Origin of the sequence: Pseudomonas sp. R45(2017) (assembly GCF_002112305.1) — a bacterium.
Taxonomy (GTDB): domain Bacteria; phylum Pseudomonadota; class Gammaproteobacteria; order Pseudomonadales; family Pseudomonadaceae; genus Aquipseudomonas; species Aquipseudomonas paraglycinae.
Window position 1 is genome coordinate 73758 of record NZ_NEHH01000012.1, and the last position, 15037, is coordinate 88794.

At 59.9% G+C, this 15037-nt stretch carries 15 protein-coding genes; 14 read left to right on the top strand and 1 reads right to left on the bottom strand.

The genetic code is table 11. The features are described 5' to 3' along the window. Positions 1-98 precede the first annotated feature (98 nt). From CAF74_RS25050 to ispD, 7 genes are all read left to right on the top strand, one after another. Complete coding sequence (locus CAF74_RS25050; RefSeq protein ID WP_085748116.1) at positions 99-1046, top strand: acetyl-CoA carboxylase carboxyltransferase subunit alpha; 948 nt, start codon at positions 99-101, stop codon at positions 1044-1046. A gap of 146 nt (positions 1047-1192) precedes the next feature. Further along, on the top strand, positions 1193-2521 hold the full coding sequence (tilS, locus tag CAF74_RS25055) for a tRNA lysidine(34) synthetase TilS (RefSeq protein WP_085748117.1): 1329 nt from the start codon (positions 1193-1195) through the stop codon (positions 2519-2521). A 274-nt stretch (positions 2522-2795) separates the two neighbouring features. Then, on the top strand, positions 2796-4427 hold the full coding sequence (locus CAF74_RS25060) for a CTP synthase (protein WP_007954805.1): 1632 nt from the start codon (positions 2796-2798) through the stop codon (positions 4425-4427). 5 nt (positions 4428-4432) lie between these two features. Beyond that, complete coding sequence (gene kdsA, locus CAF74_RS25065) at positions 4433-5278, top strand: 3-deoxy-8-phosphooctulonate synthase (protein ID WP_007954807.1); 846 nt, start codon at positions 4433-4435, stop codon at positions 5276-5278. 156 nt (positions 5279-5434) lie between these two features. Further along, positions 5435-6724, top strand: a complete 1290-nt coding sequence (gene eno / locus CAF74_RS25070; RefSeq protein ID WP_007954808.1) for a phosphopyruvate hydratase — start codon at positions 5435-5437, stop codon at positions 6722-6724. 171 nt (positions 6725-6895) lie between these two features. Beyond that, positions 6896-7174, top strand: a complete 279-nt coding sequence (gene ftsB / locus CAF74_RS25075) for a cell division protein FtsB (protein ID WP_003222158.1) — start codon at positions 6896-6898, stop codon at positions 7172-7174. Then, on the top strand, positions 7171-7878 hold the full coding sequence (gene ispD, locus CAF74_RS25080) for a 2-C-methyl-D-erythritol 4-phosphate cytidylyltransferase (protein ID WP_085748118.1): 708 nt from the start codon (positions 7171-7173) through the stop codon (positions 7876-7878). The genes ftsB and ispD overlap by 4 nt, the downstream gene beginning before the upstream one ends. Here ispD and CAF74_RS25085 read toward each other — a convergent pair. Next, on the bottom strand, positions 7875-8771 hold the full coding sequence (locus tag CAF74_RS25085) for a LysR substrate-binding domain-containing protein (RefSeq protein WP_085748119.1): 897 nt from the start codon (positions 8769-8771) through the stop codon (positions 7875-7877). The genes ispD and CAF74_RS25085 overlap by 4 nt on opposite strands. Before the next feature lie 116 nt (positions 8772-8887). On the opposite strand from CAF74_RS25085, the gene CAF74_RS25090 reads away from it, so the two are divergent. From CAF74_RS25090 to CAF74_RS25120, 7 genes are all read left to right on the top strand, one after another. After that, positions 8888-10000: an S-(hydroxymethyl)glutathione dehydrogenase/class III alcohol dehydrogenase gene (locus CAF74_RS25090; RefSeq protein WP_085748120.1), complete on the top strand. Its 1113-nt coding sequence runs from the start codon at positions 8888-8890 to the stop codon at positions 9998-10000. 55 nt (positions 10001-10055) lie between these two features. Next, the gene (gene fghA, locus CAF74_RS25095) at positions 10056-10901 is read left to right on the top strand and encodes an S-formylglutathione hydrolase (protein WP_085748121.1); all 846 of its coding nucleotides are present in this window, start codon (positions 10056-10058) and stop codon (positions 10899-10901) included. Positions 10902-10954: 53 nt separating this feature from the next. Continuing rightward, on the top strand, positions 10955-11428 hold the full coding sequence (ispF, locus tag CAF74_RS25100; RefSeq protein WP_007954821.1) for a 2-C-methyl-D-erythritol 2,4-cyclodiphosphate synthase: 474 nt from the start codon (positions 10955-10957) through the stop codon (positions 11426-11428). Beyond that, positions 11425-12483 carry a tRNA pseudouridine(13) synthase TruD gene (truD, locus tag CAF74_RS25105; protein ID WP_011332702.1) on the top strand — a complete coding sequence of 353 codons (1059 nt, stop codon included), beginning with the start codon at positions 11425-11427 and terminating at the stop codon, positions 12481-12483. Before ispF ends, truD begins: the two co-directional genes overlap by 4 nt. Then, positions 12471-13220, top strand: coding sequence for a 5'/3'-nucleotidase SurE (gene surE, locus CAF74_RS25110; RefSeq protein ID WP_085748122.1), 750 nt, complete (start codon positions 12471-12473; stop codon positions 13218-13220). Before truD ends, surE begins: the two co-directional genes overlap by 13 nt. A gap of 41 nt (positions 13221-13261) precedes the next feature. Beyond that, positions 13262-13897 (top strand): protein-L-isoaspartate(D-aspartate) O-methyltransferase, encoded by a 636-nt coding sequence (locus tag CAF74_RS25115; RefSeq protein ID WP_170844894.1) that lies wholly within the window; start codon positions 13262-13264, stop codon positions 13895-13897. A gap of 211 nt (positions 13898-14108) precedes the next feature. After that, positions 14109-14990: a peptidoglycan DD-metalloendopeptidase family protein gene (locus CAF74_RS25120; RefSeq protein WP_085748123.1), complete on the top strand. Its 882-nt coding sequence runs from the start codon at positions 14109-14111 to the stop codon at positions 14988-14990. The last annotated feature ends 47 nt before the right edge of the window (positions 14991-15037 follow it).

Sequence of the window (15037 nt, forward strand, 5' to 3'; positions counted from 1 at the left end):
TTAATCTCGACCTCAGCGCGCCTCTCCCTTAAGGTAGGGCGCGAATAGACAACCGGCCGGCCCAAGCTCATTTGGGACACGACCCAAGACGGACGCCTATGAACCCGAATTTTCTAGATTTCGAACAGCCGATCGCCGACCTGCAAGCCAAGATCGAAGAGTTGCGCTTGGTCGGTAATGACAATTCGCTGAATATCGGCGATGAGATCTCCCGCCTGCAGGACAAGAGCAAGACGCTGACCGAAGACATTTTCGGCAAGCTGACCAGCTGGCAGATCGCTCGTCTGGCGCGTCACCCGAAACGTCCTTACACCCTGGACTACATCGAGCACATCTTCACCGAGTTCGACGAACTGCACGGTGACCGTCACTTCTCCGACGACGCGGCCATTGTGGGCGGCGTGGCACGTCTGGAAGACCAGCCAGTGATGGTGATCGGTCACCAGAAGGGCCGTGAAGTGCGTGAAAAGGTACGCCGCAACTTCGGCATGCCGCGTCCGGAAGGCTACCGCAAGGCTTGCCGCCTGATGGAAATGGCCGAACGTTTCAAGATGCCGATCCTGACCTTCATCGACACCCCGGGCGCCTACCCTGGCATCGACGCCGAAGAGCGCAACCAGAGCGAAGCGATCGCCTGGAACCTGCGCGTCATGGCTCGCCTGAAAACCCCGATCATCGCCACCGTGATTGGTGAAGGTGGTTCCGGCGGTGCACTGGCGATCGGCGTGTGCGATCAGTTGAACATGCTGCAGTACTCGACCTACGCGGTGATCTCGCCGGAAGGTTGCGCGTCGATTCTGTGGAAAACCGCAGAGAAAGCGCCGGATGCTGCTGAAGCGATGGGCATCACCGCCGAGCGTCTGAAAGGCCTGGGCATCGTCGACAAGGTGATCGGCGAGCCTCTGGGTGGCGCTCACCGCGATCCGGCCGCTGCCGCAGCATCGATTCGCGCCGAGCTGAGCTCGCAACTGGCGATGCTGAAGAAGTTCGACAACGAAGCGCTGCTCAAGCGTCGTTACGATCGACTGATGAGCTACGGCCTCTAAGTCGAGCCGTTTCGGCCAACGATGCAGAACACTGTGGGAGCGGGCTTGCCCGCGAATGCGATGTAACATTCAACGACTGTGTTGGCTGTTTCACCGCTTTCGCGAGCAAGCCCGCTCCCACATTTGGTTTGTGAAAAGGTAGAAAAATGGGTCAGCCCTCGATTGATTTGCCTTCCAGGCTTCTGCGCAATCTCAAGCCCTGGCTCGGCGCTTCCCATTGGCGCATCGCCTTCTCCGGTGGCCTCGATTCCACCGTTCTGCTGCACCTCCTCGCCAATCTTGCCAAAACCCATTCCCTTCCCGCGCTAAGTGCCATCCATGTCCATCACGGCCTTCAGACTGTGGCCGACGCGTGGCCGGCGCATTGTCAGGCTGTCTGCGATGAACTGGCGGTGCCGTTGCAAGTGGTGCATATGCAGGTGCAGCCGGGGGCGAGTGTGGAGCGCGCGGCGCGGGATGCGCGCTATGCGGCGTTCAGTGAGGCGACACAGGCCAATGATGTGCTACTGACCGGGCAGCATCGCGATGATCAGGCTGAAACGCTGTTGTTTCGCCTGTTGCGTGGCGCTGGCGTGCGTGGGTTGTCCGGTATGCCAGTTCAGCGCGTGCTGGGGCAGGGCAGTCTGGTTCGGCCGTTACTCGATGTTACGCGGGCCGAGCTGGAAGCCTATGCGCACGACCATGGTCTGCGTTGGATTGAGGACCCTTCCAATCAGGATCGACAGTTCTCGCGCAACTATCTGCGCCATCAGGTCATGCCGTTGCTGACCGGCCGCTGGCCTCAGGCTCACGCCAGCATGGCCCGCAGTGCGGCGCATCTGCGTGAGGCGCAAGGTTTGCTCGATGAGCTGGCTCAAATCGATCTGGCTCAAGCAAGCTTGCCCGCCGAGTTCGAATGGTCGGGATTGCCATCATTGGAGTTTGCGGCCATCGCGGGGTTGTCCGATGCCCGTCAGCGAAACGCACTCAGTCACTGGCTTGAACCTTTGACCCGACTGCCGGATACCGACCATTGGTCGGGTTGGGCGGACCTGCGCGATGCCGGCAACGATGCCTCGCCGATCTGGCGTCTGGCGGATGGCGAGTTGCATCGAAGCGCCGGTCGCTTGTGGTGGCTCAGCGGGCAATGGCTACGCGCACCGGTGGTCAGCGGCGACTGGCACGAGCCGTCGCTGGCGCTACGCTTGCCCGATAACGGACGTGTCATGTTCATCGGCCAGACTCCCGCCGGGCCGCTGCAAATCCGCTACCGGCAGGGCGGCGAGGTGATGCATCTGGCGGATCGCGGTCATCGCGATCTCAAGCGCCTGCTCAATGAGCGCGCGGTGCCGGGCTTCGTGCGTGGCAGATTGCCGCTGCTGTTTCGCGGTGAAGAATTGCTCGCCGTGGCGAACCTGCCGGGGCTCGACGGCAATGCGCTGGAAGGCTGGCGATTGCATTGGCAGCCTTCGGACGAAGATCAAGGTTTGAGATGAAGGGGGCATTCCGGTAGACTACGCTCCCTTCTTGATACAACTTCTGTGGATTCGCCTGAATTGCAGGAGTTGCCGATTACCAAGCAGTCTTTGCTGGGCGATTCCAAAAAATGTGTAGCGAGCAACGTACCGGTGTTTTCACTTCCGGTCTGTCCCAACGCGGCGGTTTTTTTGAAAGGTGCACTGTGATTAATGCAGGTGATCGGGGGCTTCGGCCTTCCTTCGCTTTCCCCGGCGGCTCGGACCGCTTTAACGCAGACTTCTAGGGTTTTTCATGACGCGCTACATATTCGTCACGGGCGGTGTTGTTTCTTCTTTGGGGAAAGGCATTGCATCGGCTTCATTGGCGGCCATCCTGGAGGCGCGGGGGCTTAAGGTCACCATGCTGAAGCTGGATCCGTACATCAACGTCGACCCGGGCACAATGAGCCCGTTCCAGCACGGTGAAGTGTTCGTCACCCACGACGGCGCCGAGACCGACCTGGACCTGGGCCACTACGAGCGGTTCATCCGCACGACCATGACCCAGAACAACAACTTCACCACCGGCCGTGTCTACGAACACGTGCTGCGCAAAGAGCGCCGTGGTGACTACCTGGGTGCAACCATCCAGGTGATTCCGCACATCACCGACGAAATTAAGCGTCGCATCATCAAGGGCGCCGGCGATGCCGACGTGGCCCTGGTGGAAATCGGTGGCACCGTTGGCGACATCGAATCGCAACCGTTCCTCGAAGCCATCCGCCAGCTGCGTGTGGAAGTCGGTTCCAAGCGCGCGATGCTGATGCACCTGACCCTGGTTCCGTATATCGCCACCGCAGGCGAAACCAAGACCAAGCCGACCCAGCACTCCGTGAAGGAACTGCGTTCGATCGGCCTGCAGCCAGACGTTCTGATCTGCCGTTCCGACCATCCGGTGGATGTGTCGTCGCGTCGCAAGATCGCTCTGTTCACCAACGTTGAAGAGCGTGCGGTGATCTCCCTGGAAGACGTCGACACCATCTACAAGATCCCGGCCGTGCTGCACGCTCAGGGTCTGGACGATTTCGTCGTCGAGCGTTTCGGTCTGCAATGCAATGGCGCCGACCTGTCCGAGTGGGAAAAGGTCGTTGATGCCAAGCTCAATCCAGAGCACGAAGTCACCATCGCGATGGTCGGCAAGTACATGGAGCTGCTGGACGCCTACAAGTCGCTGATCGAAGCGATGAGTCACGCCGGCATCACCAACCGTACCAAGGTCAACCTGCGCTACATCGATTCCGAAGACATCGAGAACCAGGGCACCGCGCTGCTGGAAGGCGTCGACGCGATCCTCGTACCGGGCGGCTTCGGTCTGCGTGGCGTGGAAGGCAAGATCACTGCCGTTCAATACGCTCGCGAAAACAAGGTTCCATACCTGGGGATCTGCCTGGGCATGCAAGTGGCGGTCATCGAGTTCGCCCGTAACGTGCTGGGCTGGAAAGACGCCAACTCCACCGAGTTCGATCGTGCCAGCGGCCATCCGGTTGTCGGTCTGATCACCGAGTGGGAAGACGCTACCGGTGCAGTCGAAACCCGTACCGAAGCGTCCGATCTGGGCGGCACCATGCGCCTCGGCGCTCAGGAATGCCTGCTCGAAGCCGGCTCCAAGGTGCACGACTGCTACGGCAAGGATGTGATTGTCGAGCGTCACCGTCACCGTTACGAAGTGAACAACAACCTGCTGCCGCAAATCATCGAGGCTGGCCTGAAAATCTCCGGTCGCTCTTCCGATGCTGCGCTGGTTGAAGTGGTCGAAGCTCCGGATCATCCATGGTTCGTCGCTTGCCAGTTCCACCCAGAGTTCACCTCGACGCCACGCGATGGCCATCCGCTGTTCAGCGGCTTCGTCAAAGCGGCATTGGCTCAACACCAGAAGAAGGCGTAACCCCGATGGCACAGAAGATCATCCGCGTCGGCGACATCGAGATTGCCAACGACAAACCCATGGTGCTGTTCGGCGGCATGAACGTGCTGGAAAGCCGTGACATGGCCATGCAGGTTTGCGAAGAGTACGTGAAGGTCACCGAAAAACTCGGCATCCCTTACGTGTTCAAGGCCAGCTTCGACAAGGCCAACCGTTCTTCTGTGACCTCCTATCGCGGTCCTGGCCTGGAAGAGGGCATGCGCATCTTCCAGGACATCAAACAAGCCTTCGGCGTGCCGATCATCACCGACGTCCACGAGCCTGACCAGGCCGCGGTCGTCGCCGAGGTCTGCGACATCATCCAGCTGCCGGCCTTCCTGTCGCGCCAGACCGATCTGGTCGTCGCGATGGCCAAGACCAACGCTGTGATCAACATCAAGAAAGCCCAGTTCCTCGCGCCTCAGGAAATGAAACACATCCTGAACAAGTGCGTGGAAGCGGGTAACGATCAGTTGATCCTCTGCGAGCGCGGTTCGAGCTTCGGCTACAACAACCTCGTGGTCGACATGCTCGGCTTCGGCATCATGAAGCAGTTCGAGTACCCGGTATTCTTCGACGTGACCCATTCGCTGCAAATGCCTGGCGGTCGTTCCGACTCTGCCGGCGGTCGCCGCGCCCAGGTCACCGACCTGGCCAAGGCTGGCATGAGCCAGTCGCTGGCGGGCCTGTTCCTCGAAGCGCACCCGGATCCGGACAACGCCAAATGCGACGGCCCTTGCGCCTTGCGTCTGGACAAACTGGAGCCATTCCTGGCCCAGCTCAAAGCCCTGGACGAACTGGTGAAGAGTTTTCCGACGGTAGAAACCGCGTAAACCTCAATTCTCCGGTAAAGTACCGCACGATTTGTCGCTCATGCCCTCGGGTATGAGCGTTGTCGTCTGCAAGCTGCCCGCTGCACACCACTTGCCGACGGTAAAAAGATTTCCTCTAGCTGCGTCGTTTTCGTCAACTTTGGAGTGTTTACAACAATGGCAAAAATCGTCGACATCAAAGGTCGTGAAGTTCTCGACTCCCGTGGCAATCCCACCGTGGAAGCGGACGTGCTTCTCGACAACGGCATCATCGGCAGCGCTTGCGCGCCGTCCGGTGCATCCACTGGCTCGCGTGAAGCGCTCGAGCTGCGTGATGGCGACAAGAGCCGTTACCTGGGCAAGGGCGTGCTCAAGGCGGTAGCCAACATCAACGGTCCGATCCGCGATCTGCTGCTGGGCACCGACCCAAGCGACCAGAAAGCGCTGGATCACGCGATGATCAAGCTGGACGGTACTGAAAACAAAGCGACCCTGGGCGCCAACGCCATCCTCGCCGTTTCTCTGGCTGCGGCCAAGGCGGCTGCACAGGATCAGGATCTGCCGCTGTACGCTCACATCGCCAACCTGAACGGCACCCCGGGTGTGTACTCGATGCCGGTTCCGATGATGAACATCATCAACGGTGGCGAACACGCCGACAACAACGTCGACATCCAGGAATTCATGGTTCAGCCGGTTGGCGCCAAGTCTTTCTCGGAAGGTCTGCGCATGGGCACCGAGATTTTCCATCACCTGAAAGCCGTGCTGAAGGCCCGTGGCCTGAGCACTGCTGTCGGTGACGAAGGCGGTTTCGCGCCGAACCTGGCTTCCAACGAAGACGCACTGAAAGTGATCTCCGAAGCAGTCGCCAACGCCGGTTACAAGCTGGGCACCGACGTGACCCTGGCTCTGGACTGCGCGGCCAGCGAGTTCTTCGAAGACGGCAAGTACAACCTGTCCGGCGAAGGCCAGGTGTTCACCGCTGAAGGTTTCGCCGACTACCTTAAAGGTCTGACCGAGCGTTACCCGATCATCTCGATCGAAGACGGTCTGGACGAGTCCGACTGGGCTGGCTGGAAGATCCTCACCGACAAGATCGGCGAGAAGACCCAACTGGTCGGCGACGACCTGTTCGTGACCAACACCAAGATCCTGAAAGAAGGCATCGATAAAAAGATCGCCAACTCGATCCTGATCAAGTTCAACCAGATCGGCACCCTGACCGAAACCCTGGAAGCCATCCAGATGGCCAAGGCTGCCGGTTACACCGCCGTGATCTCGCACCGTTCCGGCGAAACCGAAGATTCGACCATTGCCGACCTGGCTGTGGGTACTTCGGCTGGCCAGATCAAGACCGGTTCGCTGTGCCGTTCCGACCGCGTTTCCAAGTACAACCAACTGCTGCGTATCGAAGAGCAGTTGAATGGCAAGGCCAAGTACAACGGTCGCTCCGAGTTCCGCGGCTAAGTTGTAAATGGTAAAAAGACACCGGATTGTGTCGGAAAAGTCGTGACAGCGATGGATTTGCCACTAATCTGATGCCTTATATGCACAAGCCTGGATATTCCAGGCTTCGTGCTATCAGATGCTTCAAAGTTTTGGCGTGGCTGTCTTTTTTCACTGGATACCTGATATTCGATGCGCAGTCCTTACTGGTTGTTTCTCGTTTTGCTCTTGCTGCTGGCCGGTCTGCAGTACCGCCTGTGGGTGGGCAATGGCAGTCTGGCGCAAGTCGCCGAACTGAATCAGCAGATTGCTGATCAACACGCCGAGAACGAAGCCTTGCTGGAGCGCAACCGGGTGATGGACGCTGAAGTCAGCGAGTTGAAAAAAGGCATGGAGACCGTTGAAGAGCGGGCTCGTCACGAACTGGGCATGGTCAAGGACGGCGAAACCCTTTACCAGTTGGCCCAATGATCGATTCCCTGCCGGCCTTCTGGGCCGTGATTCCTGCCGCGGGCGTCGGTGCCCGTATGGCCGCGGACCGTCCCAAGCAATATCTGCAACTGGGCGGGCGCACAATTCTCGAACACAGCCTCGGCTGTTTCCTCGATCACCCGAGCCTCAAGGGCCTGGTGGTCAGTCTTGCCGTTGATGATCCTTATTGGCCGAACCTGGCCAGCGCCAGTGATCCGCGCATTCAACGGGTTGACGGTGGTGCCGAACGTTCCGGCTCGGTGCTCAACGCCTTGCTTCATCTGCATGCCCAAGGTGCCGACGACGAGGACTGGGTGCTGGTGCACGATGCGGCGCGGCCTAATCTGAGCCGTGACGATCTCGACAAACTGCTCGCTGAGCTGGCGAACGATTCGGTCGGCGGCCTGTTGGCCGTGCCGGCGAAGGACACTCTTAAGCGGGTCGACAAGCACGGTCGAGTGGTGGAAACCGTTGATCGCAGTGTGATCTGGCAAGCCTATACGCCGCAGATGTTCCGCCTCGGTGCACTGCACCGCGCGCTGGCAGACAGTCTGGTGGCGGATGCAGTGATCACCGATGAAGCCTCGGCGATGGAGTGGGCCGGCATGGCGCCACGCCTGATCGAAGGCCGTGCGGATAACCTGAAAGTCACCCGCCCCGAAGACCTCGAATGGTTGCGCCAGCGCTGGGCCAATCGACGTTAAGCCCGATATTCCGGCCGTTCGGCCAAGCCTTCCTTGAGAAAGTCCACCAGTTTGCGCACCTTCGGCGACAAGTGCCGCTGCTGTGGGTACAGCGCCCACACCGCCGTATTCGGCGGTTGATGCGCTTCCAAAAGCGAAACCAATGCACCGCTGTGCAGATGTTCCAGCACGTAATAGTCCGGCAACTGACACAGTCCGACGCCTTGTAGCGCCGCATCCAGCACCGCTTGCCCACTGTTGCAGCGCCAGTTTCCCTGCACCCGCTGGGAAAATTCCCGCCCATTTTGTTCAAGCTGCCAGATGTCCGAGCTGCCGATCAGGCAATTGTGCCGTCCCAGCTCCGACAAACTGTGTGGGCGCCCGTACCGTTCAAGGTAGGAAGGCGATGCGCACAGATACATGCGTCGCGGTGCCAGCCGGGTCGCCACCAGCCGGGAATCCTGAAGCCGGCCAAGACGGATCGCCAGGTCCAGGCCTTCATGCACCAGATCGAGTTGCCGGTTGGTCAGTTCGATATCGATGCGCAGTTGCGGGTAATGCCCCATGAAACGGGTCACCAGCGGCACGATGAAGCGTTCGCCGTAAGCCACGGCGCAGGTCATGCGCAGCATGCCTTTGGGTTCGCTGGTCAGGTCGCCGACTGCGCGCAGCGCTTCTTCGCGACCGTCCTGTAGACGCTGGCAATGTTGCAGAAAGGTCTGGCCGGCTTCGGTCAGGGTGACGCGCCGGGTACTGCGGTACAGCAGTCGCGTCTGCAAGCGCTCTTCCAGTCGTACGATTTGTCGACTGATGTGCGAGGAAGAAACGCCCAGGCGTTCGGCAGCCGCAGTGAACTGGCTGCATTCGGCAACGGCGACGAACTCGTCGATGCCTTCCCAGCGGTTTTCGGACATGGGGATTATCCCTGTATGGCAATAATGTTTTGCTTTTGCCAGGATTATTCATCAAGCAGCGCTGAACTACACTGACTGTCTGGTTTTTTATTCAATCGATTCACTGGAGAGTCAGCATGATCAAGTCGCGCGCCGCCGTTGCCTTCGAGGCCAAGAAGCCGCTGGAAATCGTAGAAGTCGATGTCGCCATGCCCAAGGCCGGTGAAGTGCTGCTGCGCGTGGTGGCTTCCGGGGTTTGCCACACTGACGCTTACACCCTGTCCGGCGCTGATCCGGAAGGTATCTTCCCGTCGATCCTCGGTCACGAAGGCGGTGCCATAGTCGAAGCGATCGGCGAAGGCGTGACCTCGGTGGCCGTCGGCGACCACGTGATTCCGCTGTACACCCCGGAATGCGGCCAGTGCAAATTCTGTAAGTCGGGCAAAACCAACCTGTGTCAGGCGATCCGCGCCACCCAGGGCAAGGGCCTGATGCCGGACGGCACTTCACGCTTTTCCTACAAGGGCCAAACGATTTTCCACTACATGGGCACTTCGACGTTCTCCGAGTACACCGTGCTGCCGGAAATCTCCGTGGCCAAGATCTCCAAAGATGCCCCGCTGGAAAAGGTCTGTCTGCTCGGCTGCGGCGTGACCACCGGTATCGGCGCAGTGATCAACACCGCTAAAGTCAAACCGGGTGACACCGTGGCCATCTTCGGTCTCGGCGGCATCGGTCTGTCGGCCGTGATTGGTGCAGTGAAGGCCAAGGCCGCGCGCATCATCGCCATCGACATCAACCCGGCCAAGTTCGAAATCGCCAAACAATTGGGTGCTACCGACTGCGTGAACCCGAAAGACTTCGATCGTCCGATCCAGGAAGTGATCGTGGACATGACCGATGGCGGCGTCGACTTCTCTTTCGAATGCATCGGCAACGTGCAACTGATGCGCGCAGCCCTCGAGTGCTGCCATAAAGGCTGGGGCGAGTCGGTGATCATCGGTGTGGCCGGTGCCGGCCAGGAAATCTCCACCCGTCCGTTCCAGCTGGTGACCGGTCGCGTCTGGCGTGGTTCGGCGTTCGGTGGCGTGCGTGGTCGTACCGAATTGCCAAGCTACGTCGATATGGCGCAAAGCGGCGAAATCCCGCTGGATACTTTCATCACTCACACCATGGGCCTGGAAGATATCAACAAAGCTTTCGACCTGATGCACGAAGGCAAGAGCATCCGCACCGTCATTCATTTCTGATCAGTCGCGATGCCACGGCTGCCGATATGTAGCCGTGGCTGCGTAGGAGCCCTACATGAGTCTGGAAAACATCTCCTGTCAGAAAAGTTTCGGCGGTTGGCACAAGCGCTATCGCCATCGTTCCGAAGTGCTGGGCTGCGACATGGTGTTTGCCGTGTATCTGCCGCCGCAGGCAGAGCAGGGCGGCAAGTTGCCGGTGCTGTACTGGCTGTCGGGCCTGACCTGCACGGACGAGAACTTCATGCAGAAGGCCGGTGCCATGCGCATGGCGGCTGAATTGGGGCTGATTATCGTGGCCCCGGACACCAGTCCTCGCGGCCCGGATGTACCGGGCGATCCTGACGGAGCCTGGGATTTCGGCCTCGGTGCCGGGTTTTATCTGAATGCCACGCAGGAACCCTGGTCGCGGCACTATCGGATGCATGACTACGTCGTGCAGGAATTGCCTTCACTGGTTGAGGCGCATTTCCCGGCCTCGGACAAGCGCAGCATCAGTGGCCACTCCATGGGCGGCCACGGTGCATTGGTTTGTGCGTTGCGCAATCCGGGTCGTTACCAGTCGGTTTCGGCGTTTTCGCCAATCAACAATCCGATTGATTGCCCGTGGGGCCAGAAGGCATTCACCCGCTATCTCGGCGAAGACCGTTCGAAGTGGCGCGAGTGGGATGCCTGTGCACTGATCGCCGAAGCGGACGAGAAACTGCCACTGCTGGTCGATCAGGGTGACCGCGACGATTTCCTCGCCACCCAGCTCAAACCGGAAGCCCTGCAACAAGCGGCAAAACAAGCGGGCCACCCGCTGACGTTGCGCCTGCAACCGGGCTACGACCACAGCTATTTCTTCATCGCGAGCTTCATTGACGACCACTTGCAGCATCACGCACGCGCTCTAGGCGCCTAACGCCTGACAAAGCAGGTAGAATCACGCCCTGACAAAATTCGGGGCGTTTTTTTATGCGTATTGGCCACGGCTATGATGTGCACCGTTTCGCTGAAGGCGATTTCATTACTCTGGGCGGCGTGCGAATCGCACACGGCTTCGGGCTGCTCGCTCACTCCGACGGTGACGTCCTGCTGCATGCCTTGAGCGACGCCTTGCTCGGCGCGGCTGCGCTGGGTGATATCGGCAAGCATTTCCCGGATACCGACCCGCAATTCAAGGGTGCCGATAGCCGAGTGTTGCTGCGTCATGTGGTCAGCCTGATCCACGCCAAAGGCTGGAAGGTCGGCAATGTCGACAACACCATTGTTGCCCAGGCCCCCAAAATGGCCCCCCATATCGAATCGATGCGCGCGCTGATTGCCGCGGATCTGCAAGTAGAACTGGATCAAGTGAACGTGAAAGCCACCACCACTGAGAAGCTTGGCTTCGTCGGTCGCGAAGAAGGTATTGCCGTGCATTCCGTTGCCTTGTTGCTGCGCGCATGAACGAACTGCAACTGCTCGGCCCGCGGGCCTATGGCGATGCACTCGGCACTGCGGTACTCAAAGCCATCGCCGAAGATTTCCAGGTCGATGAAGTCCTCGACATTCCGTTCAGCGGTGACGGCGAGCACCTGTGGATCTGGGTGGAAAAGCGCGGCCTGAATACCGAAGAAGCGGCTCGACGCATCGCCAAGGCGGCCGGTGTGCCGCTGCGTACGGTCAGTTACGCTGGGCTCAAGGATCGTCAGGCGCTGACCCGCCAGTGGTTCAGCGTGCAGTTGCCGGGCAAGGCCGATCCGGATCTGTCGGCGGCGGAAAACGACACGCTGAAAATCCTCAAGACCACCCGCCACAAGCGCAAGCTGCAGCGCGGTGCGCATTCGGCCAACGGTTTCACCCTGCGCCTGACTCAGTTCAATGGTGACAAGGCCGCTATCGACGAGCGTCTGCAACTGATCGCCAAACAAGGCATCCCGAATTACTTCGGCGCCCAACGTTTCGGTCATGACGGTGGCAACGTGGTCGATGCCCGTTCGTGGGCCGCGCGCAAGGCACTGCCGGAGCAGCGCAATGTGCGCTCGCGCCTGCTGTCGACCGCGCGCAGTTTTCTGTTCAATCAGGTGCTCGCGGCGCGGGTCGCCGATGGCACCTGGCAGCGTGCCCAGGTCGGCGATCTGCTGGCCTTTACCGACAGCCGCAGCTTTTTCCCGGCCGGTGAGGCCGAGTGCAGCGACCCACGCCTGGCGATTCTCGACCTGCATCCGACCGGCCCGCAGTGGGGCGAAGGTGACTCGCCGGCGGCCGGGGTTGTCCATGATCTGGAGCAGGGGATTGCCGCACGCGAGGCGGATCTGCGCGATTGGTTGATTAATGCCGGTATGAGCCACGAACGTCGCATCCTGCGGCTGCCCATTGGCGGGTTGACGTGGCATTATCCCGAGCCTGACATTCTGCAACTGGAATTCGTCCTCCCGGCCGGATGCTTCGCCACCGTATTGGTGCGCGAACTCGTTGATCTGGTGCCGGTGGGGCAGACGGACAGCCCATGCGTATTCTGATTTCTAACGACGATGGGGTGACTGCGCCCGGTCTTGCCGCGCTTTATGCTGCGCTGGCGGATTACACCGAGTGCGTGGTTATCGCCCCGGAACAGGACAAGAGCGGTGCCAGCAGTTCGCTGACACTCGACCGTCCGCTGCACCCGCAATACCTGGCCAACGGCTTTATCAGCCTCAATGGCACACCGACCGACTGCGTTCATCTGGGACTCAACGGCTTGCTCGAACGCCAGCCGGACATGGTGGTTTCGGGTATCAACCTGGGCGCCAACCTGGGGGATGACGTGCTGTATTCCGGAACGGTGGCAGCCGCCCTTGAGGGCCGCTTTCTCGAGCGCCCGTCGTTTGCCTTCTCACTGGTTTCGCGGCAGGTCGACAACCTGCCCACGGCCGCCTACTTTGCGCGCAAACTGGTCGAGGCCCACGCCGGGCTTGATCTGCCACCGCGCACGGTGCTGAACGTGAACATTCCGAATCTGCCGATCGATCACATTCGCGGCATTCAACTGACCCGTCTCGGTCATCGCGCCCGTGCGGCTGCACCGATGAAAGTCGTCGACCCGCGTGGAAAGGCCGGCTACTGGATCGCAGCGGCAGGTGATGCGGAAGATGGCGGGCCTGGCACCGATTTCCATGCGGTGATGCAAGGTTACGTATCCATCACTCCGTTGCAGCTCGATCGCACCTTCAATGATGCCTTCCGAAGTCTCGACGGCTGGCTGGAGGGGCTCAACTGATGGCTCGTGAACAAGACGACAGGCTGCGCAGCGGCATCGGGATGACGTCCCAGCGAACCCGTGAGCGCCTGATCCAGCGTCTGTACGAAGAGGGCGTTTCCAACGCCAGCGTGCTGGAAGTGATCCGCCGCACCCCACGACACCTGTTCGTCGATGAAGCGCTGGCGCACCGTGCCTATGAAGACACCGCGCTGCCGATCGGCAACAACCAGACTATTTCCCAGCCTTATATGGTGGCGCGTATGAGCGAGCTGCTGCTGGAGGCCGGGCCGCTGGATAAAGTACTGGAGATCGGCACCGGTTCCGGTTACCAGACGGCGGTGCTGTCGCAACTGGTCGAGCGGGTGTTTTCGGTGGAGCGCATCAAGGTTCTGCAGGATCGGGCCAAGGAACGCCTGGTCGAGCTCAACCTGCGCAACGTGGTGTTTCGTTGGGGCGATGGCTGGGAAGGCTGGCCGGCGCTGGCGCCGTACAACGGCATCATTGTCACGGCAGTCGCCACCGATGTGCCTCAGGCTTTGCTTGATCAACTGGCACCGGGCGGGCGGATGGTGATCCCGGTCGGCTCGGGTGAAGTGCAGCAATTGATGCTGATCGTGCGCGAAGAAAACGGCTTCTCCCGACACGTTCTGGGGGCAGTGCGTTTCGTGCCATTGCTGAACGGTCCGCTGGCCTGAGCATTTGTTTCACGATGCTGAATTCCTGTCGAGTGCGCCTGTCTTACAGCGGCAGCGAATGTTTAAACAGGATGGATCGTCTACAAGCAAACGTGTGCGCCGAGCCATAGCGCTTCTATAAAGGTAAAGCCGGTTGCGCCCGTTATACTTGCGAAGTTTCATGCCGGAATCGGCATTCCACATTTTTCAGCCACCACAAAGGGAGCGGCGGGTGAGTCTCACAGTCATTGCGCAGCGTATGGGTAACACGAGCTTTCAGCGCCTGGTGACTGGCCTTGTCTTGAGCACCTTGCTGGTCGGTTGCTCCAGCACAAAATCGAGCAACGTTCGGGTCGTCGATCGCAACAATGCGGTGGCCCAGCGTCCGGTCGTGACGACCGGGCAGTATGTAGTCCGTCCGGGCGATACTTTGTTTTCCATCGCTTTTCGCTACGGCTGGGACTACAAAGCCCTCGCCGCCCGGAACAATATTCCTACGCCATACACGATCCATCCGGGTCAGACGATTCGCTTCGATGGCCGCACCGGTTCAACGTCGACGGCGGTCGTCACCAACTCCGGCTCTTCAGCGTCTTCGTCCAGCAAAACCACGGTTATCCGGCGCCAGGCAAATGGCACGACAACCACCACGACCACGGGTTCCGGTGCGGCTTCCACGGCGGTTGTACCGTCCGTCGCCAACAAGCAAACCCCCGCTCCGTTGCCTCCACCGGGCCCGGCCCCGACCGGCTGGGGATGGCCATCTAATGGCATTCTGATTGGAAAATTCTCTTCAAACGGTAGTTTGAATAAAGGAATTGATATCGCCGGAGATTTGGGACAGCCTGTTTTAGCTGCGTCTGATGGGACGGTGGTATACGCCGGGAGTGGCTTAAGGGGCTACGGCGAATTGGTCATCATCAAACACAGCGAAACCTACGTCAGTGCTTACGGACACAACCGTCGGCTGTTGGTACGGGAGGGGCAGCAGGTCAAGGTCGGACAGACAATTGCCGAAATGGGGTCAACGGGTACAGACCGGGTGAAACTGCATTTTGAGATTCGCCGACAAGGTAAACCTGTAGATCCGCTGCAGTTCCTGCCAAGACGTTGATTTGCAGACCAGCCTGTTCCGTCGCGTAGAGGGGACAGGCTCCAGCG